The 16909-nt window shown below is 27.1% G+C and carries 15 protein-coding genes; 4 read left to right on the forward strand and 11 right to left on the reverse strand.

Annotated elements, in window-relative coordinates; genetic code table 11:
- Positions 1–28: 28 nt before the first annotated feature.
- A complete protein-coding gene (locus tag CLPU_RS04890; protein WP_050354538.1) occupies positions 29–2005 on the reverse strand; it encodes a metallophosphoesterase in 1977 nt (658 codons plus the stop codon).
- Between the two features lie 255 nt (positions 2006–2260).
- Here CLPU_RS04890 and CLPU_RS04895 point away from each other — a divergent pair, with 255 nt between their 5' ends.
- On the forward strand, positions 2261–2590 hold the full coding sequence (locus tag CLPU_RS04895; RefSeq protein WP_050354539.1) for a 4a-hydroxytetrahydrobiopterin dehydratase: 330 nt from the start codon (positions 2261–2263) through the stop codon (positions 2588–2590).
- 78 nt (positions 2591–2668) lie between these two features.
- On the opposite strand, the gene CLPU_RS04900 is transcribed toward CLPU_RS04895, so the two are convergent.
- Together CLPU_RS04900 and CLPU_RS04905 are read right to left on the reverse strand one after the other, a co-directional pair.
- Complete coding sequence (locus tag CLPU_RS04900) at positions 2669–3040, reverse strand: hypothetical protein (protein ID WP_050354540.1); 372 nt, start codon at positions 3038–3040, stop codon at positions 2669–2671.
- A 41-nt stretch (positions 3041–3081) separates the two neighbouring features.
- The gene (locus CLPU_RS04905; RefSeq protein ID WP_050354541.1) at positions 3082–4281 is read right to left on the reverse strand and encodes a cation:proton antiporter; all 1200 of its coding nucleotides are present in this window, start codon (positions 4279–4281) and stop codon (positions 3082–3084) included.
- A 303-nt stretch (positions 4282–4584) separates the two neighbouring features.
- Between CLPU_RS04905 and CLPU_RS04910 the strand changes: the two genes are divergently transcribed.
- Entirely contained in the window at positions 4585–4899 is a 315-nt protein-coding gene (locus CLPU_RS04910; protein WP_050354542.1) for a DUF6506 family protein, read from the forward strand.
- 305 nt (positions 4900–5204) lie between these two features.
- A complete protein-coding gene (locus CLPU_RS04915) occupies positions 5205–7190 on the forward strand; it encodes a methyl-accepting chemotaxis protein (RefSeq protein WP_050354543.1) in 1986 nt (661 codons plus the stop codon).
- A gap of 165 nt (positions 7191–7355) precedes the next feature.
- Here CLPU_RS04915 and CLPU_RS04920 read toward each other — a convergent pair whose 3' ends face one another.
- The 8 genes from CLPU_RS04920 to CLPU_RS04955 form a co-directional block, all read right to left on the reverse strand.
- Entirely contained in the window at positions 7356–7952 is a 597-nt protein-coding gene (locus CLPU_RS04920) for a TetR/AcrR family transcriptional regulator (RefSeq protein WP_050354544.1), read from the reverse strand.
- Between the two features lie 15 nt (positions 7953–7967).
- On the reverse strand, positions 7968–10169 hold the full coding sequence (locus tag CLPU_RS04925; protein WP_050354545.1) for an FtsX-like permease family protein: 2202 nt from the start codon (positions 10167–10169) through the stop codon (positions 7968–7970).
- A gap of 12 nt (positions 10170–10181) precedes the next feature.
- On the reverse strand, positions 10182–10880 hold the full coding sequence (locus tag CLPU_RS04930; protein WP_050354546.1) for an ABC transporter ATP-binding protein: 699 nt from the start codon (positions 10878–10880) through the stop codon (positions 10182–10184).
- 232 nt (positions 10881–11112) lie between these two features.
- Positions 11113–11601: a tRNA (N6-threonylcarbamoyladenosine(37)-N6)-methyltransferase TrmO gene (tsaA, locus tag CLPU_RS04935; protein WP_082154082.1), complete on the reverse strand. Its 489-nt coding sequence runs from the start codon at positions 11599–11601 to the stop codon at positions 11113–11115.
- Positions 11602–11752: 151 nt separating this feature from the next.
- Positions 11753–12328, reverse strand: coding sequence for a hypothetical protein (locus tag CLPU_RS04940; protein ID WP_050354547.1), 576 nt, complete (start codon positions 12326–12328; stop codon positions 11753–11755).
- Between the two features lie 376 nt (positions 12329–12704).
- Complete coding sequence (locus CLPU_RS04945; RefSeq protein WP_050354548.1) at positions 12705–14069, reverse strand: uracil-xanthine permease family protein; 1365 nt, start codon at positions 14067–14069, stop codon at positions 12705–12707.
- Between the two features lie 502 nt (positions 14070–14571).
- Entirely contained in the window at positions 14572–15096 is a 525-nt protein-coding gene (locus CLPU_RS04950; RefSeq protein WP_050354549.1) for a hypothetical protein, read from the reverse strand.
- A 301-nt stretch (positions 15097–15397) separates the two neighbouring features.
- A complete protein-coding gene (locus tag CLPU_RS04955) occupies positions 15398–15595 on the reverse strand; it encodes a cold-shock protein (RefSeq protein ID WP_050354550.1) in 198 nt (65 codons plus the stop codon).
- Between the two features lie 552 nt (positions 15596–16147).
- On the opposite strand from CLPU_RS04955, the gene CLPU_RS04960 reads away from it, so the two are divergent.
- Positions 16148–16906: a DUF2087 domain-containing protein gene (locus tag CLPU_RS04960; RefSeq protein ID WP_200898490.1), complete on the forward strand. Its 759-nt coding sequence runs from the start codon at positions 16148–16150 to the stop codon at positions 16904–16906.
- The last annotated feature ends 3 nt before the right edge of the window (positions 16907–16909 follow it).

Here is a 16909-nt window from a genome sequence, read left to right on the forward strand (position 1 = left end):
AGGGTATCCTAAAATCTTAGGAGGAAACTTAAACACCAAACCTTTTAGAAGCTTCCATTTCTATAAGTGGGAGTAGTTCACTTACCTCATGGATAGATAGTCCTTTACTATATAGTCTAGCTATTGATACATTTCCATCTAGAACTATTCCCCCTCCTGTCGGATTGGGATCTCCACCAATAGCAAAATGAATATTAGGACTACTTACATTTCCAGTTGTAAAAGATGAGTTAATCTTTTTACCATCTAAATATATACTGACTTCTTTTCCATCATATGTAGCAACTATATGATAGTATTTATTTGCTTCTAGTTTGACCCCTACTCTTTTATAACTTCCACCTATATGTGCCCATATCTCTACTAATCCAGAACTAGTGGATTCAAATCCTATTCCCCCACTTTCAGTATTCATTAATATTCCTTGATTCTTTATCTTGTTCATTTTAAATACAGTTTCTAGACTAAATTGCTTTGATATTTTATCTCTTAATTCTTTAGGAAAAGGTACTTTAATTATATTGTTATTTTCACCATTAAATTTAGCAACTTGTTTCTTCAATTCTTCATCATATTCAACCTTTACATTTCCCATAGTCTCAGCTTTAATATTTGATGGAGAAGCATCTGTCACTTTGCCATCTAAAAAATCAAAATCAAATACATCAGCTTTAGGTTTTTCTACATTGTCGTCAATTATATCTCTACTTGTTTTGAATGTAGCTTTTAACGGTATCTCGCTTTCCTTTCCAAATGATTCTATAGCAGTTATAACAATATCGTAATCTGTATCTGCTTTTAAACTAGATATATTAAACGATAGTTTTTCTAGTACAGGATCAAAATAAAACTCTGAAAAAGCTAAAAATTCCTTATCAATTTTTCCTGTTATCTTATTTATGGCTTGTACTTTATAAGAGTGAACTAAATCCTCATGTTTTGCTTGATCAAAAGTTATCTTTATAGAATCTGGTTGAATATCTGATACTTGTACTTTTGCGTTACTATCAAAATAAGGCTTACTTCTCAAGTTTTTACGTGCATCAGTATATTCAAATTTACTTTTATCAAAAGGTGACTTTATTATCCATTTATCTTTTATATGTTTGTCATTGTGAAAGTCTATACGTTCTACTATTACATTATTATCTCCATCAACTTCCACCATGAGCCCTTGACTGAAGTTTCTAGCACCATTTGGAACACTTCCTTGTATTTTCCCTCCTTCAAGTTCTATATAACTTAACGAAGCTGTTCCTATAGATGTAAAATCTTTCTGATGAATTGATCGTTCGTCATTTAAAGGATAATGAGAATGTCCAGAAAAAGTAATAACCTGAGGATAGTCTTTTAAAACACTGTATAGTGCTGAATTTCCCCAAGCATCACTGCCATAAACTGTGTCTTTTATATGTTGATGTACTGTTAAGAAAATTGGTTTATTTGGATCATCTTTTTTGGCAATTTCTAATTGTTCCTTTAACCATTTCAACAGGTTTGAACCAAAAACACCATGGGTAGCCGATCCTTCTGTACTTACTTGGATAAAGTGATATCCCTTAATAACTTTATGCGAATTTATTTTCTCTCCTGTTTTTTCTTCAAATCTTTTTTGAGCATTGATCTCTGACAGTCCATTCCAATAATCATGATTTCCCATAACAAAAAGTTTTTCTGCATTCTTATTTGAGTATTGATTATAAATACTATTAAAGCGATCATATTCTTCTGATAGTCCATAGTCAGTTAAATCTCCAGCGATAACTAAGGCATCTAGATTTGGTGATATTTCATTTATTTTGTTTAATGCTTTTTTAAACTTTTCGTCCTCAACAGAATAATCCTTTTTTAAATGAACATCACTTATTACTGAAAATTTAATTTTACTTGAATTCGTATCTAATTCTGCATTTGCTAACCCTTGAATTGGAATAAAAGTTGTCATAATAGTACATAAAGTTGCCTTTGCTATAATTCTTAATAACATTTTTGATTTTTTAATCATTTTCTTCCCCCTTTCTTTTATAACCAAATATTAACATTTAAATGTTAACCTAATATTTATACTATGTTAAATAAATTAACCATATGTAAAATAACTTTAATAAATAAAAAATTATTAGCATCTCCATCTACTGTATCAACATTTCCACCTAATAATTTTTTTATTTTATATTTACTTGTTTTTATAAAAAAGATATTAAATAATCTAATAGGGTAATAATCTATTATAGTTCAAATTATTAAAGGGGGAACTCAAATGAAAAATGATCTCGAAAACAAAAAATGTGAGCCATGCTCACTAGGAACTGATTCATTAAAACACGATGAGATAGTATCTTTCATGGAGCTACTTAACAAAGATTGGGAAGTTATAGACGATGTAAAAATAAAAAGAATTTTTAATTTCAAAGACTTCAAAGAAGCTTTAACTTTTACAAACAAGATTGGAGATCTTGCAGAAAATGAAGGTCATCATCCTGACATTAGACTTTCTTGGGGAAAAGTTGTAGTTTATCTAACTACTCATAAGATAAAGGGATTGAGTGAAAATGATTTTATAATGGCAGTAAAGATTGATAAACTGTAAGTTCATATTTATATAATTAATAAGACCAGACTTCTTTTTTCCAAAGTAAGTCTAGTCTTATTAGTTATAAGTCATATTCTATTCTTTTTCATCTTCTTTTGTTTCATCACTTTTAAGTCCAAATCCATAACATTCAATAACAGGAACCACAAACATAAATCCTGTATTAGGATTTTTCATATAGTCTAGTTCCTCTTTTATTATATCTTTAGCTTTTTTTAGTTTTTCCTCTTGCTTTATAACACTTATAATAGTTTTATTAAAAGGTCTATCTCCATCTATTATTTTTCTTATGCTAGAAAATATAGGTAAGTCTCTATTACTTTCTGAAAGCATTTTTCCCATTCCTACAGTATCAGCAACTGTAGCTCCTACTCCTATTTCAAAAAGTTTTTCAAGTATTAAATCAAGTTTAGTAGTATCATTTAAAATTAAAAACAACGCATACATATGTCATCACCTTTTTCTAAAATATATTTAAAACATTATTTTTATATATTTGCTTCTCCAGACTTTATAATAGCATTCTTTGTAGCTATTGGTCCTAAAATCTCTGTAATAATTGTAGTTGCAAGAAGAATAGTTATAACGATGCTTCCTAAAGATGTTCCTGCAAATTCATTGCTTACTATAATCGCAAGTCCAACTGCAACTCCTACTTGAGATAGTAGTCCAAATCCTATATATTTTTTTACAACTTCAGGTGCATTTGAAATTTTTGCTCCTAAAGATGCTCCTATTATTTTACCAATAATCCTAAACACTAAGTAAAGTATACCTATTAGTCCTATCTTAGGAAGTAATCCTATTTGTAGTCTTGCTCCTGCTAAGATGAAGAAAACATTTATTATTGGTGGTGAGAAACTTTCTAAAGTTCTAAATACCTTATCTGATCTTGTAGAAATATTAGCAACTGAAATACCCATAGACATAGCACTTAATAAAGGAGATAATTGAAATTTTGTTGATAATCCTACTATTAATAGAATAGAAGCTATAGAAAATGCCAACATATCTGTTTCTTTTTTAGCTTTCTTTAGAAAATATGAAAGAACTATTCCTAAAATCATACCCATAATTATAGAAAATATTATTTCCCCTAAAGGATTAATTAGTATCTTATATAAAGTAACTTTTTCATGCTTTATAAATACCTTTGCTATAGATGCAGATATTGAATATATCATTAGACATATTGCATCATCTACTGCAACTACTCCAAGTAACGTACTTGTTAAACTTCCTTTTGCTCTATATTCTTTTAATACCATAACTGTAGCCGCTGGAGCAGTTGCTGAAGATACAGCTCCTAAAATAAGTGACATTGCTAAGTCTTTTGTTACTACAAACGTTACAGTAGTTACTAGTATAAATGCTCCTAAAGCTTCACATAAAGCTATTATAAAAATAGATTTACCCAATTTTTTTATTTCTGAAAACTTAAGTTCACTTCCTATATTAAAAGCTATTATTCCAAGAGCAAAATCACTTATAAATGATAACTTTTCCAGCAATGCTTGATCTATTAATTTAAAGGTTGATACTCCTATTATTAATCCACCTATAATATATCCTGCTACTGCTGGTACTTTTAGTTTATTCATAAACTGAGCAAATAACACCCCTATTATAAGTGCGATTCCAAGACTAATAAATGGATTTAAGTGACTTGCCAAATTAAAATTAAACATCTAAACACCTCTTTTTAATATTAAAATAAGTTTAAACTATAACTTTGACTTTTATAATGGCAATTCAAACAAGTCATTAAAAGTTTTTGATTTTACTTTTCATATATAATTTTAACGCTAATTTACTAATTATACAAATTTGAGTATAGTACCTTCTTGTTTTGGATTTTTTATATATAACAACTTTAATATTAGTTTTAAGTTATATCAGAATGAATTTTACTAAATTGATATATATACCATATTATGATAAAATCTAGAATTAATAGAAGTTTTAAAATTTACAGATAAAAAGGTGATAATATGATATTTAAAGAAGCTTACATTATACAGGTTCCAGATGCTGACAGATCGACCCATAGAACTGTAATTGAAACTGAAACATATAAACTTATTGCTGTTTTAGTAAAAGATCAAAACCAGGCTTTAGAAGAAAGCTTAGAGTTAGTCAAAAACGAAGATGTTAATTGTATTATATTATGTGCAGGATTTTCAAATGAAAATGTAGGTGAAATTTCAAAAGCTGTAGGTGAAAGTGTTGCAGTTAACGTAGTTAGAGGAGATGGAAGAAGTAATCAAATAGTTGCCAACTGTATAGAAAAAGCAGGTTGGTTTTAGACTAAATTATGAGTAAAATACTATCCAATATTGGATAGTATTTTTTGTTATATAACTTAGAATTATTTACCAATATTTTTTAGACTATATCTTTCAACAAAAGCCTTAAAATTAGGACTTTATTCATCTATATTTGTTTTGATAACTATGTAGAAATATGCAATAATGTAATTATATAGTTATTTTTGCCGATAAATATCTATATGATAAAAAATAAATATGGGGGGAAATCATCATGAAGAAAGAAGTAATATAATCTTTTATAAAAATTTATTAACAAATTTATAGTCATTGGAGGGAACAAAGTGAACAGTATAAAGACTAAAGTTATTGCATATTTTCTATGTACCGCACTAGTAAGCTATATTATATTAGGTTTTTTATCAATAAATAAATCCTCTGGTGCAATCATAAAAAACACCGATGAGAATTTGAATGCACTATCTATTCAAACAAAAAAGCTAGTTGAAGAACGTATTAGTTCAATTTTAAATAACTTAGAAAAAGTATCAAACTACGAACAAATAAAAAATCCTAATATTCCATTAAAAGAAAAGTTAGATGTATTAACAAAAGAGTGCAAAGATGGAGGCCATCTATTTTTAAGTATAATTGACCCTAATGGAAATATGACAGATAATAAAGGTTCAACTGTCTTAATAAAGAATAAAGAATACTTTAATCGAGCAATGAACGGTGAATCCGTAATGTCAGAACCATTTAATAGTACTGCTGTTAACAAAACTGTTATTACATATTCAGTTCCAATAAACTATAATAATCAAGTTATTGGAGTTTTACAAGCTACAAGGGATTCAGTTGGACTAACTAATTTAATAAAAGATATTAAAATTGGTAAAAGTGGCTATGCTTCCGTAATTAATAATGATGGTACACTTATTGCACATACAGATCAAAAGTTATTAAAACAAGGTTTTAATCTTTTTAAATCAAATGATAATTCAAGTGGACTTTCTAATATAGCAAAAAAAATTAAGAACAAAGAAAAAGGAATTGATGAATATACTTTAGATGGAGTTAAAAAAATAATGGCATTTGCACCTATAGATAATACAAATTGGTCTTTAGCTATAACTGTACCTGAAGATGAATTATTATCTTCTGTTGATAGCCTAAAAACTACGATGTTTATATTAATAAATATATTTGCATTAATAACATGTTTTATAGCAGTGTCCGTAGTGAGTAGAATTGTAGGTCCTATAAAAAAATTAGCTCAATATTATGATAAAATGGCTGCTGGAGATTTTACAATTGAAATGTCTGACACTTTAATATCTAGGAAAGATGAACTTGGAAATCTTGCTTTATCTTTTAGTACGATGGTAAATAACTTAAAATCATTCGTAAGCGATATACAAGATTCAGCAAATTATGTTGCCAATTCTTCTGAAGAATTAGCTACTACCTCAAATGAAGTAAGAATTGCATCAGAGGAAGTTGCTAGAACTATAGAAGAAATAGCTGGCGGAGCTACAGAGCAAGCTAAAGATACAGAAGTTGGAGCAGAAAAAGCAAGTGAGCTTGGTAATCTTATAAAGTTAAACCAAGATAATATGAATATGCTAAACGAAAATACTGATATCGTAGTCAATTCTGTAAAAGAAGGATTAGATGTAGTAAAGAAACTTACAGATAAAACAGAAGAAAGTGAAATTGCAATAAATGAGGTATATAACGGAATACAAGAAACTAACAAAAGCTCAGAAAATATTAGTAAAGCCAGTGAAGTTATCGCTTCAATTGCAGAACAAACTAACTTATTAGCATTAAATGCTGCCATAGAAGCTGCAAGGGCTGGTGAACATGGGAAAGGATTTGCAGTAGTAGCTGATGAAATAAGAAAACTAGCAGAACAATCAACTAATTCAACTAAGATAATAGATGTTGCAGTAAGTGAGTTACAATCTAATTCAGCTAATTCAGTAGAAAATATACAAAGAGCATTAGAATTAGTTAAAGAAGAAACTGAATATGTTATAACTACTGAGAAAAAGTATAATGAAATCTCAGAAATTATTAATATATTTGTTTCAGAATTCAACAATTTAAATAAATCAAGTATAGAAATGACAGAAAAAAGAGATGAAATATTAGGGGCAATAGAAAGCCTCTCATCGATTGCACAACAAAATGCAGCTAGTACTGAGGAAGTATCTGCATCTACAGAAGAACAATTAGCATCTATAGAAGGAATGCAAATGTCTTGTGAAAAGCTATCAAGTATAGCAAAAGATTTAAAAGACTCTACATTGAAATTTAAATCTTAGTAACTTTAATTTTACATAATAGCATAAAAATAAATCACTTAAATTACATATATAGCAATATATACTATTCTATTTTCATAATCAAAAAATACTATCAATATTATTGAGCTTTAATAATATTGATAGTATTTTTAATACTGTTAAATATCTAAGTAATATAATAGGTTAAGTTTTAACTAAATACTTTGATAACATTTCACAAATCATGTCAATTACTTCTTCTTCTTTATCATCAGAAAAATTTTCTTCACTTAAAATAGCACAAACTATCGCTCTAATCATTGCAAACATAATGGTACTGTCAACTTTTATTATGAGATCTTTTTGTTTCCACACTTCTATAATTTCTTGTGCAAAATCATAGTCTTGTTTATATAAATTATCTAAGCTTTCTTTTTCTATGACTTTAGCTGCCAGTTCTAAGTCTTTACTTTTAACATTATTAAACATTAATGAATTTATTGCTATTTGAAATGCTATTTTAAAAAATTCCTTAAACTTTTTAATATCTCTATCATTAATCTTTTTAGCTTCTAGCAATATCTTTTTTCTAAACTTTTTTTCTTCCTCATCAAAAATGTTTAATAGCAATTCTTCTTTATGATTAAAGAATTTATAAAAAGCTCCTGTTGATATTCCAACAGATTTCGTAAGCATATTAATAGAAGTCTTTTTTAATCCATATTTTTTAAAAAGTTCTCTTCCTTTACTAATAAGCTCTCTTCTAATTCTTCTTCTTTCTTGTACTGTAAAAGACTTCATATATACCCTCCCTATCTATTCCCTATTCTTTAATACTTCTGTAGCATGTATATTTAATATCTCTTTTTTTACTATAAAGTTACTTATAATATAGCTTATAAATATAAAAGTAAAAGCGATTAATATATTAGATTTATAAATATGTGCTTCAATGAATATGGAAAGGCCTTCTAATATCTTTTTGCAAAATATATTTATTAAAACTTTACATATAGGAATAGCCATTAAAAATGATACTATAACGAATACTATATTTCCCTCTATAAATAATCTACTTATTTCATTATTGTTGTATCCTAATATTTTAAAAAGTGATATACCTATTTTATTTTTTTCTATAACCATACTCATAATTAAATAAATTATTCCTATAGTTATAACAATTGAAACAATAATTAGAATATATATTATTATTTTAAACATTTTCATTAACTCTTCTGTAGAAGTTACTATCATCTTTTTTTCAATATCAGTAAATACCATTTTTTCATCTAAGTTTAATTTTTCATTACTCATTAATCCATTAAAAGAATTTTCTTTATTTAATAATTTATTCAACTTATTTATAGGCATAAAAATAAACTGTCCATTTGTATATTTAACTATTTTTTCTGCCTTTATAAAATAGTATTTATCTTCTATTTCATCATATAAAGTTATCTTATCTCCTTTATGTATGTTTAATTTTTTAGCAACTGTATCGGCAATCATAACTTTATTATAATTTATAGATTTCCCTTTGGTATCTTTCAAATCTAAATATCTAGAATCTTCTTCGATTCCTTGAATTGTAACTTTACTATTTTTAAGTTTAAGTTCTTTTATTAGAGTTTTTTCTCCTTCTTTTCTATCATCAATTGTTTCCGTTGTTATAAAATATAAATATTTATAATTTATATCTTCTTTAATATTTTTTACATATTTATTTATTGAATCCTTTAATCCAAATGATATAAGGATTATTAATGATGACAAAAATATTCCTAAAGTCAGCACTATTATACTTTCTATATCTCTAAGCATTCCTTTAATTCTAAATCTCTTATTAAACTCCACATTTTCAAACCTAAATATCTCCTCTAACTTATTAATCTTATTTGATTCTAAGCTATATAACAAATTTAATGGTTTCTTAGATAAGTCTTTTCTTATAATATGAATATTAACTACTAAAATAATAACTATTGGAATTATTAGTCCTTTTAACAATAAGTTATTAAAATTACTTAAAGTAATAATAGGAAAATTATATTGATTTGATTGTGTCATAATGAGTGGTTTCGAAATAATTATTCCTATCACATATCCTATTAAACTTCCTATTACCGATAATAAAATTGGTATTTTTATATAGTGAATTAATAGTTCTTTTTTATTATATCCTAGAGAATAAAGTGTCCCTATGATACTAGATTCATCTTTTATTCTTTTCTTAATTGATAAAGCTATTACAAATGCAACTACTATATTAAGCATTGTACATATTATCTTAGATAGTTCTTTTGGTCCTTTCAAATCATTTATTACATTATTTATTCTAGAATTGTCCTCTTTATTTATCCAATCTAATAATGTATAGTTTTCTTTTATATATTTTTTTAGCTTTTTTCTCTCTTCTTTACTAGATTTAAAAGAATAATAAAATTTAGTATCATTAAAATTTTCAAAATCATCTTCACTTACATAAGCAATCCCAAAATATTTTGGATTAAATAAAAAGTCATATTTTGTTTTCAATGTATTTACATAATCAGGGCTTATTGCAAATCCTTTTAGCTTATAACCATTTTTATTTATTTCTATTGTATCATTAACTCTGTAGTTATGTTTCTTCGCAAACCAACTGTCTATTAAAATTTCTTTTTTGTTTCTTAGTTTTTTCCCTTCAGTTACTTGATATCTATTTATGTTTTTTCTTTCTTTAAAAATCCTTATAGTTTCATTATCAGATAATTTATAATCATAATACTCCATTTTTTCAATCTTTATATTGAATTTATCCAAAATGTCACTAGCATCTATATCTTCCAACACAATAAATTGACCATCTTCGACGTTATATTGTTTATAAAATTTATTTATACTATCTATACTACCGTTCATAGATCTATTGAATCCTATAAGAAGTGATATACTTAAGATTATCAATAATGTAAATATAAGGTTTTTTATAAAATTTTCTTTTAAATCTCTTATAACTTTTTTATTTATTATCAATTCATTTCACTCCTACCATTGTATGTTCTGAGCTTCCTTTATTATTTTATTGACTTCATTTAATACTAGTTCTCCACTTCTTAATCTTAAAACTCTATGAGATATATCTTTAATTGATTCGTTATGAGTTATCATAATAATTGATGTATCAAAATCTTTATTTATTCTTTTCATTAAATCCAATATTTCAATAGATGATTTAAAATCTAAAGCTCCTGTTGGTTCATCACATAATAATAGTTTTGGATTTTTTACTAATGCTCTTCCTATAGCTACTCTTTGTTGTTGTCCGCCTGACAATTCCTTCGGAAATTTGTTCTTTTCATCTTTTAATCCTATACTTTCAATTATAAAGTCTATATCTAATGGATTTTTTGATATATTAGAACATACCTCTATATTTTCTTTCACTGTAAGATTTGGTATTAAATTATAGAACTGAAATACAAATCCCAAGTTATCTCTTCTATATCTACATAGTTGCTTATCACTTAGATTTGAAATATTTATTCCATCAACTTCCACTTCTCCAGAATTAATACTATCTAATCCTCCTATTATATTTAATAATGTAGATTTTCCAGAGCCTGATGGCCCTAAGATTACACAGATTTCTCCCTTTGTTATTGAAAAGTTTATGTTCTTTAAAGCATAGAATTCTTTATTTCCTACCGTATAAACTTTATTTAGGTTCTTAACTTTCACATGCATTGTACTCACCTCTAAATATGAATGAATTTATAATATTATTTACTGCATTTTTTTAATGTTATCAATGTTATTAGTAATCTTCAATTGGCTATTCAATTGCAATTCTCTTTTCTTGATTGTTTTATGTTAGATTTCGTGTGAATACATTAGCAAAGTATTCATTGTTAAATAAAACAACTAATACTTTCTAAATAATAAAGAGCTATCAATTGATAGCTCTTTAGAGTAATCGTTATTTAAATCTATTATCTGATAATTTAGTTTTTGCATTTTTAGATACTTTATCTAGCCATCCTATTTCAATATTTGTTTTAGGAATATCAAAGTCCGGAACAAGTGGCTTGATATCAAGTAGGGGAGTATTATCTAGGACATCTATATTTTTAATGAATATATTATTATCTTCTATTTTTTCTATCTCTACTACAGAAATTCCTATATGGTTAGGTCTTAAAGGAGATCTTGTTGCAAAAACTCCTCGTTCTACATCGTCAAGAAAAGGCTTAACAGTCAGCTTAGTTTTTTTAGCCTCATGAAAATTATATATCAGTATCAAATGAGAAAATTCTTCTAAATCTTTTATTCCTTCTACAAACTCTTCGAATATTTCTATTCTTCCTTGCGACGCTTTTTCCCCTATTGGTTGTATAGGCATATTTTCTAAGTTACAAAAATCAGTATGTATAATTCCAATTGAATTAAGACAAATCATTGAATCCATTTTTATCCCTCCAGATTTAGCTTATAATAAGTGCTAAGATGAATTTTAAAAGTATTCATCACATCTTAAAAGTAAGTAATCTACTCTTTTTAATTCTATTAATTTATATATAGCTTATAAGAAAATATTTATAAAATAAGCAACTCATTAGCTATAATCTCTTGATAAAATCATTAGAAAAGTCAGATAAAATTAAACTTATATTACGTTCTAATACTCTTCTTCTACTTTCGTACACAACAAATTCATATACTTTAGGTATAGTTATAAGTTCTTTCCACCCCATATAAATTCCTCTTACAAATTCTTCTCTCCACTTACTAGTATCACTTAATAATGGGCAATCATGAACTTGGTCTTTCTCTACCACTAAAGAAAGTGTATCATCTTCCAAATGAGGTTCAAATGGATAAGTTCTACATTGTATAGGCCTATACTCTCTAAGACATTTGCTTTCTACTCCACAAAAAATATAATGTAAAAACTTTATTTTTTTAGATATAAAGTAGTCTTTTGAGCTATGTTTTTCAACTTTTACTCCTTCTAAAAATCTACTATTTCTTAACATACTCTCATATTCATAAGGCATTAAATATATTCCTAGCTTCTCTCCGTCTGAATCAAAATCTCTACAACAATGATAATTACATAGTTCTCCACAATCACCGTCGATTATAGAATTATCCATATAGTCATAAGCCAACTTATAAATCTTTTTATAGTCCAAAATTCACATCTCCTTATTTAATTAAACAAACATAATAGAAAGATATCTACTTTAAATATCACACATTTCTTAAATACTAATATATCTATTTTACACTATATTAATAGATTTTTTGCCAAACTTAATAGGTCTTCCTACTAAAAATGTTTTATCTAATCCCTAATCTAGAACTAGTAAAAAATTATAACATATAACTTATATAGATAACATCTTTGGAATAGTAAAAAAACTAATAGAGTATTAGATTTTTAAATCTATCATGTATTAGTTTAATAAATTTATAAATAATTTCCTTAAATAAATATAAGGATGCATCAGTTTTAAATGATGCATCCTATTCTTATGCTAAAAGAAATATTTTCTAGTAATTCTCGTGTTAAGCTCCTATAACTTTATTCTCTAAGTTTTCTATTTCGTTACGTTCTTTTTCTTCATCTGCTAGTGTCTTTTTAGGCAATACTATATTTAAAACAAAAGCTACAATAGAAGAAATAACAACAGCAGATGTTCCAAATACAGTTGTTACCCATTGTGGGAATTGAGATAGTATTTCTGGAACTTGTGTAATTCCCATACCTAAAGCTATTGCTAATCCAACAATAGTGACATTTCTGTTAGAAAGTTCATCTTGTATTATTAGTTTAATTCCTGTCATAGTAATCATTGCAAACACAGTAATTGTAGCTCCTCCAAGAACACTTTGAGGAATTGTAGTCATTAATGCGCCAAATTTTGGTATAAAACCTGCAAGAAGGATAAATCCTGCTGCAATTGCAATTACAAATCTACTTACAACTTTAGTCATAACTACAATACCTACATTTTGACTAAACGTTGCTGTAGGTAATCCTCCAAAGAAAGATGTAACTACACTAGTCAATCCATTTCCGATAATACCACCAGATAATTCTTCGTCTTTAACTTCCCTACCTAATCCTCCAACAGTCGTTGAAGATAAATCTCCAACAGCTTGGACAGAGTTTACTATATAAATGATAACCATAGAAATTATAGCAGAAGGATAGAACTCCATTCCAAAATGCATTGGTTTTGGAAGTGCAAACCAACCAGCTTCAGCCACCGGTGAAAAATCTACAATGCCTGCAATTAAAGCAACTATATATCCAGCAACTATACCTACCAAAATTGAAGCAAGTTTAAAATATCCTTTAGTAAATTGATTACAAAATAGTACTACTGCTAATGTTATAACAGCAATACCTATATTCAAATAAGAACCAAAGTCGCTAGCTCCTGCTCCACCCCCGATATATTTAGTAGCTACAGGGTATAAAGAAAGACCAATAGTTAAAACTACTGTTCCAGCCACGATAGGTGGAAAATACTTTCTAAGTGGTTTAATAAAAATACCCACTAAAATGGCCACAATTCCTCCAATCAACTGAGCACCAAAAATTCCAGCAATCCCATAACTTTTTCCTAAACTAATCAGAGTTGGTACATATGCAAAGCTTACTCCCATAACAACAGGAAGTCTTGCACCGATTTTCCAAAGTGGATACAATTGAATTAGTGTTGCAATACCTGCAGTAAACATAGCACACTGTACAAGAAGTGTTCTATCTGAACTGCTTAATCCTACTACTCCAGCTACAATAATAGCGGGAGTAATATTTCCAACTATCATTGCTAATACGTGCTGAATTGCTAATGGTGTTGCTTTACTAATAGGTGGTTTTCCGTCTACATCAAAAACTGACTTACTTTTGTTAATGCTCAAGATAATCCCTCCAATAGTCTCATATTGTATTTGGCACCCCAAGACCTTCTTGTGAATACTTAGTATGTCCTTTACTCCCAATCTTGTGAAACTCTGAAGTATATTAAAATACTTCCAACTAACGCTTTAAGATTAGGAAATAAATATGTACTAGAGATACACTATGTACTCTCAATTACAACCTACTTATGCCAAACTCGACCAATTTAACAAAATCATTGCCAATTGTTTTTCTAAATTGTTTGCTCGATATCTGGCATTTGTCAGTCTTGCTTGTTTTGTCAAGGAGATTAAAACTATTAATAAGCGTTAGTGTAATACTTTGATTCATTATTATTATAACACCTAATTTTATTCATGACAACGTTTTCCCGGCATGAATTATAAATTATTTTGTAGTTTATGTTAATATTTGGTATTTTTCAAATTATCAATAAAATATATTATATTCTCATTATTTTACGTTTATTACTATTACTTAGTAAGATGCTATTATCGCCTCTTAATTAATTTCAGTTATTTCATTAAAATCATAGATAGTTTCTATTAGTTCATTTCCAGCGGTATCATCTATTTCTATACGTTTTACAATAGCTTGTCTCTTGCCGTCATATAGAGTAATACTATCATTTGAACTCTCTTCTAAAATTATTTTAGTACTATGTAAAAAATCTTCAAAATCTTTATTATGTACTATCCCTAGTTTAGTTATTTTAACTCCATTAGATGATAATTTCATAGTTCTATCTATTTTTCCTATTAACTCTACTACATTCATTCCCTCTTCTTTAGCTAAAAGAAAAGCTTTTAGAGATACTAGTTTACTTATAGTTAATACTGCTTTGTTTTCTTTTTCTGTTATAGCTAAATCAACAAGAACAGTATTCAGTTCTTTCTTTGGATAAGAAAAATTATTATTATTTATAATAGCATCATCTTCACTTAATGATAAACTAAATTCCTTTTTCAAAAAATCTAAAGCCTCTGACTTTTTACCAAATTCAAGTTCTCTAATTACTTTTGCCATTTTACGTTCCTCCTATATACAATATAACTTTATCAGTTTTTCAATGAATTTAAACCTTTAAATTTATCGAAGATCTTTTTCTATGTATATTTACTAGTAGGTCTAAAAACTTTACCGTAATAAACTTTATAACATAAGCACTAAATTATCAACTGCTATTTAGTCCTACTTTTGATACATTTTTTGTTTCTTTTAAAAATAATTTTCTAATAGTTATTAATTAAGAAAAAATGATAGATCATTTAATAGACAATAAAAAACCTCTTAAAGAATAATTCTTTAAGAGGTTAAGTACTCATTACTAGATAATATTAATATTTTCAGCTTGAGGTCCTTTAGGGCCATCAACTAAATTAAAAGTAACTCTTTGACCTTCTTCTAAAGTTTTGAATCCATCTCTATTAATTTGTGAAAAGTGAGCGAACACGTCTGTTCCATCTTCTGAAGTGATAAATCCAAATCCTTTGTCTGAGTTAAACCATTTTACTGTACCATTCATATCTTCATACCTCCGAAATTTTATTTTCTTTAATTCTCTGTAAAAAATGTCACCAATAAAATTTCAGAAATAACTACATCAAATTAAAAACTCAGCAATTATTGAAATATATCCGTGTAATAATAATTTACTTTTGAATTAAAGCTTACTATAGTAGTATACACTTTATTTAAAAATATGCAACCATTTTTCAAATTTTATTAAATTTATATTTTTTCTTTTAGTAATTTGATATCTAAAATAATTATTTTAGATATCAAACTCTTTACACTACCTAGTATGTGAAACTCAATTCATTTGAATTAATCAGGTAACTATAAAGTTCTTACCCCCTACTTAATAGAAGTGGAATATTAGGATCATTAGGTATAGGATAAATTTTCTTATTTATGTGCAAATTATAATACGATAAAACTATTGACTTTAAACTTCACTATAACAATATTAAAACGTAGGAATTGTCTATTAAAAAACTCTATAATGCACTTGAAATTTTATAGATATTGAGTTATAATGTTTATTATATTATAGATATGTTAAGGATGTGTTTATATGATAAATGTTTCAGAATTATTTTGGAATGCATCATTAGATGAACTAAAGCGTGGATATATTGAACAAGATGATTGTTATATATGCCTACTATGTGGCAAAAAAATTGAAAAAGGGATTATCTACCCTAATAAAGGTATTCTTTATGAAGCTGAAAGATATATACGTATTCATATTGAGGAAGATCATCAATCGGTGTTTGAATATCTAATACAACTTGATAAAAAACTTACGGGACTTACTGACCATCAGAATAATCTTCTTAAACTTTTTTATCAAGGAAAAAATGATAAAGAAGTTCAAAAAGAAATGGGTATTGGTAGTGCTTCTACAATTAGAAATCATAGATTCGTATTAAAAGAGAAAGAACGTCAATCAAAAGTATTTTTAGTAATGATGGAGCTATTAAAAGAAAAAGATAAACATTCTCCTACCTTCTTAGAACTTCATAAAACAGCAACTATGATAGATGATCGTTATAATATTACCCAAGAAGAAAATGAAGAGATATTGAAAAAATATTTTCCTAAAGGCACAGATGGTCCCTTAGACACCTTCCATTTGAAGGAGAAACATAAGTTAGTTGTTCTAAGAGAAATCATAAAAAAATTTGAAAGTGAACGAATCTATAGCGAAAAAGAAGTTAATGAAATATTAAATACTGTCTATGATGATTATGTTACCTTAAGACGTTATCTAATTGAATATGGCTTTTTAGATAGAAATCCTAATGGAAGTAAGTATTGGGTCAAAAAATAGTAA

It is taken from the genome of Gottschalkia purinilytica (genome assembly GCF_001190785.1).
Lineage (GTDB): Bacteria > Bacillota > Clostridia > Tissierellales > Gottschalkiaceae > Gottschalkia_A > Gottschalkia_A purinilytica.